The sequence below is a fragment of the Sinorhizobium sp. KGO-5 genome (assembly GCF_036245905.1).
GTDB lineage: Bacteria > Pseudomonadota > Alphaproteobacteria > Rhizobiales > Rhizobiaceae > Sinorhizobium > Sinorhizobium meliloti_A.
This window is the reverse complement of sequence record NZ_BDIZ01000002.1, coordinates 423,875-438,242: the sequence shown is the minus strand read 5'-3', so window position 1 is coordinate 438,242 and position 14,368 is coordinate 423,875. Positions and strand designations below refer to the sequence as shown.

Below are 14,368 nucleotides of genomic sequence, written 5' to 3'. Positions count from 1 at the left end.
TCGATCTTGCTACAAATCTGAGGAAGGCTTCCACGGCTTGTTCGTTGGGGGCCTTTTTCTTTTGCGGGTTAGTCTCCTTGTTTCGAATGCTGCTTTTGCATGAACTGGTCGTGCAGGCTTTCGATCTGACCTGCAATGAAATCGACAAAGCCTGACGGCACAGACTTGTTGAACGTGAGCTTCGAAGCCGACTTGCCGCGTTGGATCTGGCCAAGCACGAGGCCATGAGAGATCAGATCGGCCGTGGCGGAAGAGGCTGCAGCCTTGGCATCCGCCTTGGCAAGCGCCTCAAAAACTGCAGCGAAACGAGCGTCACTGGATGAGGCCTGCATCTGGTCTCTCTCCAGAACCGACTGCGCTACCTTCGAGGGCTCTCTGTGGGCCGCCCAGCGCAGCTCAAATTCCACCCATCTGCGCCGTCCGATTTCAGGGGCCGGACCAATCTGCATCAGGATGTCGCGCGGCAATGCTGCCGCTATCCGGATCATTTCTGAGATATGCGACCTGCCGGTGCTCAGCGACTTGCAGATCACGTCGCGGCGATAACCCGCAGCCTCCTGCGACTGCGCAAATAGGCACCGCTCGATGAAGGACAGGTCCTTGCGGTTGCTGTTCTCCTCCCCTTGGAGAACGATCGCCTCTTCGTCGCTCAGCTCCCGGGCAATCGTCTTGAACTTAATGCCGAGGAGTTTGGCAGCGGCAAGCCGCCGGCGGCCGAATACGATCTGGAACGGCCTTGCGGCCCCTCGAACCGGGCGGACCAAGCCAGGAGTACTCTGCCCGTGCTCACGCATCGACTCGAGCAGATCCGCGATGCTGGCTTCGCTGTAGCCGGAATCGAAGCGATCCCGGATGGCGGATTCCATGATCTCGTCCGGATCGATCTCGACGATCTGGCCACCATCCTTGAGAAGTCGTTCGGCAAGCTCGCTGCGTTCCTGCATCTGGCGGACGCCGGCGGCGACTTTGAGAAGGTGGGGTGACGTGGACCGCTGCATTCCGCCCGTCTCCGCAGAATTCTCCAGCTGCCCGAGGACATTGGCAAAAAGGCCTTTGGAATCCTTGCGGCTCATTCTCTCCCCCATGCCTTCCAGAACAGGCCTTCGAGTTCAGCATTGGCCGCGTTGATCGACTCGATGGCGCGGTCGTAGGTTTTCGGAGCCGAGAAGCGGGACCTCTGAACCTCGTACAGGCTCTGCTTCCAAGTCAGTGCATCGGCCACGGCCGTCGACTTGATGACCGAGTTGAGGAGCAGGTCCTCGCCGAACACCTGTCTCATCAGCGCGGACATGTTGGCTTGAGGATGATCGTTCGGCTCGAATTTGGTGATCAGGAACTTGGCGAAATCCCATTGAGCCGCCGTGCCCACCTCATTCAGGATCTGCATGTAGGACCCGGCAAGCTCCAGAAACTTCGCCGTGGAGTCCACATCCAGCATATGCGCAGGAACCGGGATGATGACGCCGGTGGCAGCCGTCAGTGACGAAAGCGTCAGGAAGTTCAGCGACGGAGCCGAGTCCATGAGGATGAAGTCGTAATCCTCGGCGACCTGCTCAAGCGCTTGGGAAACGCGAAGCAGGAAGCCCGTTCCTGCGGATCGCCGCATCTCGAGCGCGACGGCCGTCTCGAATTCGGTCAGTTCGAGGCCGGCGCAGATGACGTCGAAACCGACGATGTGGGTCTTATGGATGATGGACTTCGTCGGGACGGGATCGTCGAAACGAATGGCTGAGAAAAGTGTGTCGCCCGCACGGTAGTCGAATTCCGGTAGGCTGCCATGAAGGGCGGTGAGCGATGCCTGCGGGTCGAGATCCACGGCCAGCACGCGATAGCCCCTGAGTGCCAGATAGTGGCCGAGATGGATTGTCGTGGAGGTCTTGCTGGAGCCGCCTTTGAAGTTGGTGACGGCAACGATCTGGCATTGCTCGTCGCCTGTCCGGCGGGGGTTCATCCACTTCTTCCGGCCGTTTTGCGAAAGAGCCAAGCGCAATTCAAGAACCTGATCGAGCGTGTAGAAACGCCGTCCGTTGGCGATTTCGGGTTCGGGGCCCTGTTCCTTGGCCGCAACCTGGCGGATATAGGCCTCCGTTACGCCCAGCAGGGCGGCAACTTCGGTGGAGGTGAACTTGCGCATCGTTCGGCGCGCATCCGGGGGAAATTGCGCCATGCTCAAGTTGTTCAGCGCCATTTCGAGCTTGCTGGAAAAGTTTTCCATGAAAGCGAGGCTGCTTAGGTGTCGCGTCATCGAAAGAATCCCTGGTGATCGTTTCCGTCACATAAGCAGTGAAGTGGTTAACCGTTTGCTAACCGCCACGTAACTACTCGAAAACACGCAAATTCGAAAAATCTCCGCAACTAAGACGTACTCCGATTCGGCTATGGCCATCAATGCGCGCTGTGGATGACGCTTGGTGCCGGTGGGAAGCGCCCGCGCTGCGGTTCTCGAGCCTCCACGCGGGCATGTTGAGCCGCGACAGTGGTTCACGGCGAGCGCTCGGTTCGGAGCCTCCAGCGTTGCTTCGAACGGTGACCTGGTGAACTCTAGCCAGAGTTCCCCGCGGGGAACGGGCTGGACGGCGAGAGCTGCGAGGCGGTACCGGCTGACCGCAAAGGCGGCACATATGTGCATGCATGGGAAAAGCCCGGCTTTTCGATGTTCGCCCGTACCCCTGCCCCAGCTTCGTAGGATGCATGCGGGCGACGACTGCACCGAACGGTTCCCCGCGGGGAACGCGACGGCGGCCTGGCGCGAACGGACTATTGGAGAGACACGCAATGCATCGCCCGCCACACGAGACAAGGATCGCGTCGAGACTAGGATTGTGGAGACGGTTGCGCGCTGCATGCTGCCGGTGGCGTATATATGGTGCGCCGCATAGGGCAGGAGCCTTGTGGCTGTCGTCAGGAACTGTTCCGGCAATATGCTTTCCGTCTGGACCCTTGCCTCAGACAATTGGCGGTCGAAACGCCAGGCGTTCCCCGCGGGGAACTTGACGGAGGGCTAACCGGTGCTCCCTTGACGCGGCCATCTGCGGCGGGTGTGAGATGCCGCCAGCCACGCTTTGCTCGACAACCACCGAGGAACTCGACTTCCACGGCATGTTCCCGCAGGCCTGGGTGAGGATTCATTCGCGGCCGCACAAACCTTGTGCGGCCTGCGGCGAGGCGGAGATCCAATGGATGTTCGGCTGGCCTTGCCGCGGGTCTGCCGTGCAGCGCTTCAGATGCGGCCGGATGCCGCTATTCATTCGGTTCCCCGCGGGGAACTTTCGGAGCCATTTCGGCTACGCCTGTGGGTGACGGCTGCACTTGGCGCCGGTCGGCCCGCAACCGGGCTTTTGCTTTTGACCTTCCGTGAAGGATCTCCGCTGATCGACCCCGTGAAGCTTCAAGCATTTGCGAAGGGACGTTGGTCGGCTCGTGCCCTGCCTGGGGGAAGGGAGGGCGTCACGGATGGCGGGGGTGCACGGCTGGATGCGCATCCCTAGCGCAGAACCGCATGGCGATCGGATTTAGCTGCATCGAAGCTTATCTCCCAGCAGATGGTCGAGTGAGCGAGAGACAAATATGCCATCAGCATTCCGGGTGTCCTCGGGCGGGTGGAGAGCGGGATCGGGGCAAGGCTGAGTTCGACAAAGCAGGCTTGTGCTGTAGAGACCTCTCGTAACGGATCTCCTCTGAAGGACTCCCGCTCTGCTTCATGGCAAAGGTCGCTAAACGGTATGAAAGGCCTTGCATTGGCAGCCGGGAAATTACAGTTTGCGTGAGCCGGCGGACTTAGGGTACGCTCTATAGTGCTGGCTGACGGGTCCTTCTGGGTTTTTTGACTGTCTGGGTAAGCCATTGAAATATAATGGCTAAAAGGCCTTACGGAAGCTATATAGCGCATGACTTCCGCCACTGCTGACGCTGTGAGGCCTCGCTTAACCGGACCAGATTAGGCCGCAGGGCTTTTCAAATGTTCCCCGCGGGGAACAATCGCCGCCGACCGGGAAAGCTGACACGCACGGGCCATCTCAAGTCCGTGTCCGAGGACTCCGAAACCGGTGAAAACGGTAATCGGTGGCAATCACGCAGGTGCTGTCGTCTACCTGCCATACGGCGGCATCATCTGGAGCTGGGCAAAGGCCGGGCAGCCGGTTGCGTGGCAAGAAGCTGCTGTAGAACGGAGGGCGCGAGTTTGCAGCCGCAACCGCCACCGTGAGCGAGGTGCCGGGGGAGAGTGTTCATCAATCCTCCCAGCAGCGTGGTTGGACTCACCTGATCGGCGCGAGAGTGGGCCGTCAGCCGCGACCATCGCTACCGCGTATAATCCGACGAGTCGAATAGCGGTGGCGCAGCACTTCCATGGCGCTTCGATGCCGCGAGGGGTGAGGCATCGATGATGCGCCTGATCGATCAGACCGCCGATCGGCCGCCTGATCGGTGATGTGTTTACTGCGGACCTGCCGGCTTCGGTAACGGCGAAGAGTGCCGAGGCCGAGGCTGCGGCACGGCGCGAAAGCGCTGAGGATGAACCACCCAGTCAGCCGGCAACGGCAGCGGGACGACGCAGTCGGTCAGCAGTGTCTGATCTCCGTTGGTGACCTCGAAGACGATCCCGGGTCGCTCCATGCTCTTGCAGTCTGGCCAGCGCTCAAAATCGATCCATTCGCTCATGGCTTTTCCAACCCCTCACAGCAGGAAATCGCTTCCGGAAAGAGCCGAAAGATTCATCACCTTGATATGGAAATCTGCAAGGCCGTCGCCATTGACGTCACCCGAGACTATCCCGCTCCTGAAGTTAAGTTCACCTGCTTTGCCGTGGAAAGCACTGCTGCCGATAAATAGAAATGCCTGGTCTCCGACCGCATTGCTGTTCGCGTCGATTGAACGCAAATCCATCCGATCAATGCCGGACGCGAAGTCATCGATCACGTCCCTGGCAGCCGGCGCCGATTGTGCGGTCGTCTGAAAGACGAAGGTGTCCGCACCGCCGCCGCCAATCAACCGATCGGCCCCGTTACCGCCGATCAGGGTGTCGTTGCCGTCACGACCATTCAGCACGTCGTTACCTGCAAGGCCGTTCAGGAGGTTTGCGCCATTGTCTCCGCGCAAGGAGTCGTTGAAGGCTGAACCGTAGAGCCGCTCGATCGATACATATGTATCCCCCGCCGCTTCCCCCGTGTTGGAACCGGGCGAGGAAAGATCTGCGACGATGCCGGCTGTGGCATTCGAGTAATTCGCCAGATCGGTGCCATTGCCGCCGTCGAGCCGGTCGGCGCCCGCACCGCCGAAAAGATTGTCGTTGCCATCGCCGCCGATCAGCCTGTCGTTGCCGCCGTTACCCCAAAGAGCATTTGCAGCGGCATTGCCGGTGATCGTGTCGCTGCCTGTGCCACCCTTCGCGTTCTCGATGAGGGAGCGAGCGTCGCCCTGAAACTGTAGAGCGTTGGCAATATTGCCGATCGCCACCTTTGAACCGTTATAATGCAGCTTCGCCAATTGCGCGGCCGAGGTGGTCGTCCATTCGCCCGGGCGCAGATCGACCTTCAGTGCAGTCGTATAATTGGAGAAATCGTAGGTGTCCGTTCCGCCGCCGTCCCATACGGTAAGCAGGATCTTGTTGCCGCCAGGGGCACCCTCACCGATACCATTGATGAACATCTCGCCCGACGTGGGGCTCCAGCGATAGGTGGTGTTTCCGCTTTCGGTGGTGAAATCCGCGCCGTACATATGCTGCAAGGCGGCGATATCGTACATCATCAGCGATTGCGCGTATCCCCAGGTCTCGTTGGTATAGCCGGTCGTGGTCGAGGCACCGACATAGGAACGGTAACTCATGACCGTGTATTCCATCGAGTCGCGATTCACGGGCATGACGTTGCCCTCATGGGCGTGTTCCAGTCCAAGCGCGTGGCCGATCTCGTGAAGGAATGTCACATAGGCATAGTTTCCCTTGACCGGTCGGCTGTAGTGGCCGGACGACTTGTTGAACCACGCGTCGCCGCCTTCCGCCGCGGTCGAGGGGAAATAGGCCCAGGCGGTGCTCGGAGCGTCGGACGAGGCGAGGCGGAGATCGGCATGCTTGGTCGCACTCTCCGTGACCTCGGTGAATGTCACGTTGGCGACGGAGGAAAACTGATCGAGGGCTGCTCGCGTGGCGGCCTGCTGTGCGGCGTTCAAGACGGCAAAGCCCTTCAGCGGCTCGCCATTGCCGTAACCGGAGCCGTAGAATGAAGCGCTGGTCGGGAAACTGAACGTGAAGTCCTTGATCCCCCATTTCCAGTCGCCGAGGAGACCGTTGACATAGGCGTTACCAGTCGTTGCATAAGTCGTGGTTGCAGGCATCGTTTTCCCAGGCCATCGGAGTTGAAGTCAGGTCAGTACCCGCGTGCGATGCGCCGAGATCTGATCCGCAGGTGCGCTTATAGCTCGTCTGGGTTAACACCTTAATTCGGCCTGATGGTCGGGGTGGGTCAGGCCAGGTGGTCTAGACCTGTAGGTTGCTCACGCCAGCGAGGCGAGGGGAGCGGCGTCTACCATGTGTTCGCTGGTTGGGAGCCGCCGTGCGGGGCATAGCCTCGCCGAGAAGAAGATGCGGCCGGCCGGCGTGACAGCTACACCAACCCGTGGCATAGGGGTGCCCGCAACCAGATAGGCCGTTCTCCGCATGATCCGCATCGAAAATATCAGCAAGTCCAACAGTCACCGCATACTCTACATCGAAGCTTCGGCAGCGTTGAACCGCGGCGAAAAGATCGGGCTCGTCGGGCCGAACGGAGCGGGAAAAACAACCCTCTTCCGGATGATCACCGGTCAGGAACTGCCCGACGAGGGGCAGGTCTCGGTGGAGAAGGGCATGACCATCGGCTATTTCGATCAGGATGTCGGCGAGATGGCCGGCAGGTCGGCCGTCGCCGAGGTGATGGAAGGGGCAGGACCGGTCAGCGCCGTGGCGGCGGAGCTGCGTGAGCTCGAGACGGCCATGTCGGATCCGGATCGCATGGATGAAATGGATGCGATCGTCGAGCGCTACGGCGAGGTGCAGGCGCGATACGAAGAGCTCGATGGCTATGCGCTCGAGGGACGTGCTCGCGAGGTTCTCGCCGGCCTCAGTTTCAGCCAGGAGATGATGGACGGCGACGTCGCCAAACTGTCGGGCGGCTGGAAGATGCGCGTGGCGCTCGCCCGCATCCTTCTGATGCGGCCGGACGTCATGCTGCTCGACGAACCGAGCAACCATCTCGATCTCGAAAGTCTGATCTGGCTGGAGGACTTCCTGAAAGGCTATGACGGCGCTCTCTTGATGACGTCGCACGACCGCGAGTTCATGAACCGAATCGTCACCAAGATCATCGAGATCGACGGCGGCGCGCTGACGACTTATGCCGGCGATTATGGCTTCTATGAAGAGCAGCGTGCGTTGAACGCGAGACAACAGCAAGCTCAGTTCGAGCGCCAGCAGGCGATGCTCGCCAAGGAGATCAAGTTCATCGAACGTTTCAAGGCCCGTGCCTCGCACGCCTCGCAGGTTCAGAGCCGGGTGAAGAAGCTTGAAAAGATCGACCGCGTCGAGCCGCCGCGTCGTCGCCAGACCGTCGCCTTCGAGTTCTTGCCGGCTCCGCGCTCCGGCGAAGACGTCGTCAACCTCAAGAGCGTCCACAAGACCTATGGCAGCCGGACGATATATGACGGCCTCGATTTCATGGTGCGCCGGCGTGAACGATGGTGCATCATGGGCATCAACGGCGCCGGCAAATCGACATTGCTCAAGCTGGTCACCGGTACGACCAACCCGGACAAGGGCAGCGTCTCACTCGGCGCCAGCGTGAAGGTCGGCTATTTCGCCCAGCATTCCATGGATCTGCTCGACGGCGAGAGTACCATTCTGCAATGGCTGGAGGACCGCTTCCCCAAGGCCGGACAGGCGCCGCTTAGAGCGCTGGCCGGCTGTTTCGGCTTTTCCGGCGATGACGTCGAGAAGCGATGCCGGGTGCTCTCCGGCGGTGAGAAGGCGCGGCTTGTAATGGCCGCAATGCTGTTCGACCCGCCGAACTTCCTCGTCCTCGACGAGCCGACCAACCATCTCGACCTCGATACGAAGGAAATGCTGATCAAGGCGCTCTCGGCCTATCAGGGCACGATGCTGTTCGTTTCGCACGATCGCCGTTTCCTGTCGGCACTGTCCAATCGCGTTTTGGAGCTTACGCCTGAGGGGATCAATCAATACGGCGGTGGTTACCGCGAATACGTGGAGCGGACCGGGCAAGAGGCGCCGGGCCTGCGCGGGTGACGGGCCGCGCCTCCGCGGCCTGCGTCTCCGGTTGACAGGTGACGGTATTCCGCGCGACGCAACAGCGGGCCGATCAAGCTCGATTGCGGGCTCTCGATCCGGAGGAAACGAGCCGGCCCGCATAGCAGTCATTCCGGCATGAGCCTTGTTCGGCGTGAGACTGCCTTCCGTGCGCTCCAAGAGCGGCGATATCGGGGTTTTCAACGCTCTCTCCCACCAGTTCCTGTCGGGAGGCGCCCTGCAACGAAGCGTGGTGAGCAACTCTCATTTCAGGTTCATGAAACTCGGCAGTTGCGCCGCCAAGGCATCGACGGCAACGCGAACTTTGAGCGGGAGGTGCGGCGTCTGCAGCCATACTGCATGGCAATCATATTGAAACGGCTGCTGCTCCGGCAGAAGGCGGACGAGCGTTCCCGACTCGATCCGCCTCCGCACCAGCCAGAAGGGAAGCCATGCAAGCCCCAGCCCTCGTGCGGCGGCGTCAGCGATCGCATCGAGATCGTCGAGACGGAACCGGTGGAGCGGGGTCACCTCCGATGAAGATTGCCCCGGCCCCGGGAAAAGCCAGGGCGGGACCGGCCCGGACCGGCGATATACGACTGCCGAGTGCTGCGCCAGATCCTCCGGCGTCTGCGGATAGCCATGCAACTCCAGATAAGAGGGCGAGGCGCACACGATCATCGGCTGGCGTGCCACACGACGAGCAATCAATCCCGCCCTGTCCTGCAAGACGCCCGTGCGGATAGAGAGATCATAACCGTCTTCGGCAAGGTCGATGATGCGGTCGTTGAACGAGAGGTCAAGTTCCAGCGCCGGGTATTTTCGGGCGAGTTCCAGCAACACCGGGGTGACGCAGTGCCGGCCGAAATGGACCGGCATCGTCACACGCAGTTTGCCCCGGGGTTCGGAAAGCTGATCGGCCGCAAGCGCATCCGCAGCTTGCGCTTCGGCGAGCACCACCCGGCAGCGTTCGTAATAGACATGACCGAACTCCGTCAGGCTCTGTCGGCGCGTGGTGCGGCTGATAAGCTGCACGCCAAGCCGATCCTCCAACGATCGAACATGCTTTCCGACCATCGGCCCGGATAGACCAAGAGCATCCGCTGCGGCGGCGAACGAGCCGAGATCGACCGCTTTGACGAATACAGCCATGCTGGTCAGGCGATCCATATTGAAAACTCTCCGTTTCTACTGTTCTGCCTTTCTCTCCATTTATCGGGTGAACCACTGCTGTCATAGCTCATTCAATACATTTGTTTTGGAGTCTTGCCATGGCGCGCGTCGTTCGCTTTCACGAGTTGGGTGGTCCGGAGGTGCTGAGGATCGAAGAGGTGCATGTGCCGGAGCCCGGGCCCCATGAGGTTCGCATTCGCGTCAAGGCGTTGGGCCTCAACCGGGCCGAGGCTTTGCTTCGCTCGGGCGCCTATATCGAAACGGCCGTATTTCCGTCCGGCCTCGGCCTTGAGGCAGCAGGCTTTGTGGAGACGATCGGCCCGGGCGTTCAAGGGTTCGCTCCCGGCGATCCGGTCAGCCTTTTGCCGCCGAAATCGATGATCCGGTGGCCCGCCTATGGGGAACTTGCGGTATTTCCTGCGGCACTCCTCGTCAGGCATCCGCCATCGCTGAGCTTTGAAGAGGCCGCCGCTGTGTGGATGCAGTATCTCACCGCTTACGGCGGCCTGGTCGATATCGGAGGGCTTCGCAGGGGAGATTTCGTCGCCATTACCGCGGCATCGAGCAGTGTCGGGCTTGCCGCAATCCAGATCGCCAACATGGTCGGCGCCATACCGGTAGCCGTCACCCGGACCTCTGCGAAGCGGCAACGCCTGCTGGAGGCCGGCGCGGCGCATGTCGTCGCCTCCATTGAGGAGGACTTGGAAGCGCAGCTGAAAAGCGTTTCCGGACAGCAGGGAATCCGCATCGTGTTCGATCCCGTCGGCGGCCCGATCTTCGAACCGTTGGCGGCCGCGATGGCATCGGGCGGCATACTTGTCGAGTATGGCGGGCTAAGCCCGGAAAAGACCCCGTTCCCGCTGTTTGACGTGCTGAGCAAATCACTGACGCTGCGTGGTTACCTGGTCCATGAACTGCTCGCCGATCCGGAACGCCTGGAGCTCGCCAAGGAATTCATCCTGGAAGGTCTGGAGGCGGGTGCCCTGAGACCCGTCATTGCCAGGACGTTCCCGTTCGATCAGGTCGTCGAGGCGCATCGTTTTCTGGAGTCCAACGAACAGTTCGGCAAAATCGTCGTGACCGTCTGACGAGAAACGCGACATCCGTGCGGGGCAAGCGAGCGGTCGATCATAGGCTCAAGCGAACCGCATCGCCGATCTCTCGCGCGCCTTTGCCGCGACTTCCTCACGATTGCGCGGAGGCTGCGACGTTTCCAGCGCGTCCAGAAGTTCGCGGGCGCATGCCGCGATCGAATCGACCGCGCGCTCGAAGGCGGCTTCATTGCGTTTCGACGGCTTGGTCGTTCCGCTCAGCTTGCGCACGAACTGCAGCGCCGCGTCACGGATTTCCTCATCCGTCGCCGGCGGGTCGAAATTGAACAGGGGTTTTATGTTTCGGCACATGATTTGCTCCCGGTCATCTCTCTCCCTGTCACCAAGGGAGGCTGCCCGGTTGAAGGTAGTCACGTGAGCGCGATTTGCAACCGGTCGCGTCGGCCGCGCCGCCGTCAGGTCTCGGGTATATTTTCCCGGAAGATCACTTGCAGACGCGGCGGATGATAGTCGATTGGCTTGCCCCGCACGGCGCAGTCCAGCATCGAAAGCGCCTCGCGGGCTTCCACCCGCGGATTCTGGTCTATCACTGCGTCCATGACGCCGTTTAGCAACAGCCTCTTACTGTGCTCGGTCAGCTCGTGACCGACGAATATGATGCTTTCGGCCTTTCCGGCCTCGGCCAAGGCCTGGCCGATACCGGAGTTACCGGCACCTATATTGTAGATGCCCGCCAGGTCCGGGTGACGCTTCAACAATGCAGCGGCTTCTTCGAAGGCGCGCTCGCGGTCATCCCGGATCTCGCGCAACTCGACGATTTCGAGGGCGGGGAACTCGTCAGCGATGATGTGACGAAAGCCCATCTCCCGTTCCTCGTGGCCTCGGTAGGAGAGAGAGCCGGCGAACAGCGCGATCTTACCCTTCGTCTCTCGGCCGAGAAAACGTCCGAGCAGGTATCCTGCGAGCCTTCCGGCCGCGCGATTGTCGATGCCGATATAGCCGGTGCGCGGTACGTGCAGGATGTCGGATACGAGCGTTACGATCGGCACTCCCGAAGAGGCGAGTGAACGCATTGCCTCTCTGACCGTCGGATGGTCCAAGGCGATTACGCCCACGCCCATGGTCTCGCCCCTCAATTCCTGAAGGGTGCCGGCGAGCGTGTCCGGATTGAACCCTTCGATGGAGTGGACGCGCACGTCGAGATCAGGTCTGGCCGTGCCTTGGCTTTGCAATTGCCGGAGAAGGTTGGCGATGAAGGTATTGGTGCCTGCCGGCAGCACGAAGTCGAGGCGCACGCGCCCTTCCGCGGAGGCGTTGTGCGCGGCGGGGCTGAGGTAGCCCAGACGCCGGGCGGCATCCATGACGATTTCGCGCGTCCTGTGCTTGACGCCGCTGCGATTGTTAAGGACGCGATCGACGGTCGCGCTCGAAACGCCAGCCTCCCGGGCGATATCAGTCAGTGTGGATCGCAAAGCCGCCTCTTCGCTTAAAATGATGTGTTTTGATGTAATCCTTCCTGGCCAAGAAACAAGAGGGAGCCGGGCCGTCGCGACAAGGGGGTAGGAGAAATGCCCGGTTTTCCACTGAAATATCGATCATGCCGCAGGCCGGCACAATGGAGGGTTGGGGAGGTACATCATAAAGACTAAAAAAATGATGTAAAAAGATTGATAATGATGTTGACTTTGATGCGTATCGGAATGAGTATCCCGCTCGACTTGGTGCCGGGGAAGAATGGAACCGGACAAGTCGCCGGCCGCAATTTTGCCGCTACGGGAGTGCGGCGCCGCCGGCGAGGTGAATGGGAGGAGTTTCGTGAGCGCTGCCAATGGCTTCGTGCCTGACCCGCCGGTGCGGGTGAAAGAATACAAGATCGGCTGCATCGGAGCCGGCATGATCATGGCCGAATGTCATCTGGCCGCTTATCGGCAGGCGGGCTTTCCCGTCGCTGCGATCGCCTCACGCACGCAGCAACGGGCAGAGGCCGTCGCCGCCCGTTGGGAAATTCCCGCCGTTCATGCGACGCCTTCCGCTTTGATCGCCGATGCGAACGTCGAGATCCTCGACATTGCCTTTCCGCCGGACCAGCAGCCGGCGCTGATCCGCGAAGCACTTGCGCAGCCGCATATCAAGGCAATCCTCGCGCAGAAGCCATTGGCGCTCACGCTGGACGAAGCGAAGGCCTTGCGGGACGAGGCGGCAAGCGCCGGCAAGATACTCTCGGTCAACCAGAATATGCGCTATGACCAGTCTATGCGGGTTCTGAAGCAGATCCTCGACAGAGGCGAGCTCGGCACGGTCGTCATAGCGACCATCGAGATGCGGGCGATTCCGCACTGGCAAGGTTTCCTTGAGGAATACGACCGGCTGACCCTCGCCAATATGAGCGTGCATCACCTCGACGTGCTGCGTTTCCTGTTCGGCGAACCGGACGCGATCACGACGGTCACCCGGCCGGATCCACGCACCGAATTTGCCCATACCGACGGGATCACGGTCTCGACGCTCACCTTCCCCAACGGCGTTCTCGCCGTCTCCATGGAAGACGTCTGGTCCGGCCCGCGCGAGGAGGGGTTCGACAGCGACATCTACATCAAGTGGCGGGTCGAGGGCACGGAAGGCGTCGCGCAGGGCACGATCGGCTGGCCGGACGGCTCGCCCTCGACGCTCTCATACGCGTCGAAAAAGACGACGGATGGGAAGTGGGTCAGCCCGGAATGGGAGACCATGTGGTTCCCCCATGCCTTCATCGGGGTGATGGAACAGCTGCAATATGCGCTGAAATCCGGCGAAGCCCCGGCACTCTCCGTGGCCGACAACGTCAAAACCGTCGCTTTGGTGGAGGCGGGCTACCGCTCCATCGCCGAGGCACGCACGGTCAAGCTTTCCGAGATCTCGGTCGACTGATTGCAAGGGAGGAATTCAATCATGATGCAAACCGGCATTTTTACGGGCTATTTCCCCTACAGCCTGGAAGAGACGGCGAGAAAAATAAGAGCGCTCGACTTCAACACCGTTCAGCTCGACATGCATTTCAAGGATGTCGACCTGTCGGCAGGCCAGATCACGCGGGAGAAGTGCGTCCGGATCCGCGAGACCTTCCGCGATCACCATCTGCCGATCTCCTGCATCTCCGGCTACACCAACATCATCCATCCGGACAGGGCAGAGCGCGAGCGTCGCGTCGGTTACCTCAAGGAGATCATCCGCCACGCCCAGTATCTCGGCACGCCCTATGTCATCTCGGAAACCGGCACCTACAACACGGAGTCGGACTGGGTGCATCACCCGAGGAACAAGACCGAAGAAGGCTTCGAGGAGTGCCGCAAGGTCATCGCCGATCTTGCCCAGCACGCCTATGATCATGGTGCCGTCTTCCTCCTCGAAACCTACGTGAACAACGTCGTCGGCTCGGTCGAGGAGACCGTGAAGATGTTCGCCCAGGTGGATCACCCCGGTCTCGGTCTGCTGATGGATCCGACGAACTACTTCGAAGCGCACAACATCGGCCGCATGGACGAGATCCTGAACCAGGTCTTCGACACCCTGCAGGACCGGATCAAGATCGCCCATGCCAAGGACGTCAAGCGCTCGGGCGACGACAAGACGGAGAAGCATGCAGATATCGGTGATGAGGATGCGCTCGAAAGCCATACCTTCCGCGGCGTGGGCGAGATCGAGCTTCCGGCACCGGGCCTCGGCTCGCTGAACTACGATCTCTATCTCCAGCGGCTTTCGAAGAAGCATCCGAACATACCCGTCATTATCGAGCATCTCGACGAAAGCGATGTGCCGCGCGCCAAGAGGTTCCTCGACGGGAAGCTTCGGGCGCTCGGCCTCTAATCACCGGACCGGCCGGGCACCGGCT

Annotated in this window: 11 protein-coding genes and 1 pseudogene; 4 read left to right on the top strand and 8 right to left on the bottom strand. The window is 60.8% G+C overall.

Features of this window, described 5'->3' with window-relative positions; genetic code table 11:
- Positions 1 to 68: 68 nt before the first annotated feature.
- From repB to BHD07_RS11285, 5 genes and pseudogenes are all read right to left on the bottom strand, one after another.
- On the bottom strand, positions 69 to 1,073 hold the full coding sequence (gene repB, locus BHD07_RS11305; protein ID WP_275598627.1) for a plasmid partitioning protein RepB: 1,005 nt from the start codon (positions 1,071 to 1,073) through the stop codon (positions 69 to 71).
- Positions 1,070 to 2,245, bottom strand: coding sequence for a plasmid partitioning protein RepA (gene repA, locus BHD07_RS11300; RefSeq protein WP_100674083.1), 1,176 nt, complete (start codon positions 2,243 to 2,245; stop codon positions 1,070 to 1,072). The genes repB and repA overlap by 4 nt, the downstream gene beginning before the upstream one ends.
- Before the next feature lie 1,816 nt (positions 2,246 to 4,061).
- Positions 4,062 to 4,230 (bottom strand): annotated as a pseudogene (locus BHD07_RS11295) (selenide, water dikinase SelD); the annotation flags it as partial.
- A gap of 204 nt (positions 4,231 to 4,434) precedes the next feature.
- Positions 4,435 to 4,659, bottom strand: a complete 225-nt coding sequence (locus tag BHD07_RS11290) for a hypothetical protein (RefSeq protein WP_324764829.1) — start codon at positions 4,657 to 4,659, stop codon at positions 4,435 to 4,437.
- 15 nt (positions 4,660 to 4,674) lie between these two features.
- Complete coding sequence (locus BHD07_RS11285) at positions 4,675 to 6,330, bottom strand: M10 family metallopeptidase C-terminal domain-containing protein (RefSeq protein WP_338280067.1); 1,656 nt, start codon at positions 6,328 to 6,330, stop codon at positions 4,675 to 4,677.
- 322 nt (positions 6,331 to 6,652) lie between these two features.
- Here BHD07_RS11285 and abc-f point away from each other — a divergent pair, with 322 nt between their 5' ends.
- Entirely contained in the window at positions 6,653 to 8,275 is a 1,623-nt protein-coding gene (gene abc-f / locus BHD07_RS11280) for a ribosomal protection-like ABC-F family protein (RefSeq protein WP_338280064.1), read from the top strand.
- Between the two features lie 264 nt (positions 8,276 to 8,539).
- Here the strand turns inward: abc-f and BHD07_RS11275 are convergent, their stop codons facing one another.
- On the bottom strand, positions 8,540 to 9,445 hold the full coding sequence (locus BHD07_RS11275; protein ID WP_338280061.1) for a LysR family transcriptional regulator: 906 nt from the start codon (positions 9,443 to 9,445) through the stop codon (positions 8,540 to 8,542).
- A gap of 101 nt (positions 9,446 to 9,546) precedes the next feature.
- Here BHD07_RS11275 and BHD07_RS11270 point away from each other — a divergent pair, with 101 nt between their 5' ends.
- Entirely contained in the window at positions 9,547 to 10,536 is a 990-nt protein-coding gene (locus BHD07_RS11270) for a zinc-dependent alcohol dehydrogenase family protein (RefSeq protein WP_338280059.1), read from the top strand.
- Between the two features lie 48 nt (positions 10,537 to 10,584).
- On the opposite strand, the gene BHD07_RS11265 is transcribed toward BHD07_RS11270, so the two are convergent.
- On the bottom strand, positions 10,585 to 10,851 hold the full coding sequence (locus tag BHD07_RS11265; RefSeq protein WP_014528166.1) for a DUF2277 domain-containing protein: 267 nt from the start codon (positions 10,849 to 10,851) through the stop codon (positions 10,585 to 10,587).
- 104 nt (positions 10,852 to 10,955) lie between these two features.
- Entirely contained in the window at positions 10,956 to 11,972 is a 1,017-nt protein-coding gene (locus tag BHD07_RS11260) for a LacI family DNA-binding transcriptional regulator (RefSeq protein ID WP_275598632.1), read from the bottom strand.
- Positions 11,973 to 12,315: 343 nt separating this feature from the next.
- On the opposite strand from BHD07_RS11260, the gene BHD07_RS11255 reads away from it, so the two are divergent.
- Together BHD07_RS11255 and BHD07_RS11250 are read left to right on the top strand one after the other, a co-directional pair.
- Complete coding sequence (locus BHD07_RS11255) at positions 12,316 to 13,407, top strand: Gfo/Idh/MocA family protein (protein ID WP_338280049.1); 1,092 nt, start codon at positions 12,316 to 12,318, stop codon at positions 13,405 to 13,407.
- Positions 13,408 to 13,428: 21 nt separating this feature from the next.
- Positions 13,429 to 14,343 (top strand): sugar phosphate isomerase/epimerase family protein, encoded by a 915-nt coding sequence (locus tag BHD07_RS11250; RefSeq protein WP_338280047.1) that lies wholly within the window; start codon positions 13,429 to 13,431, stop codon positions 14,341 to 14,343.
- Positions 14,344 to 14,368: the final 25 nt, after the last annotated feature.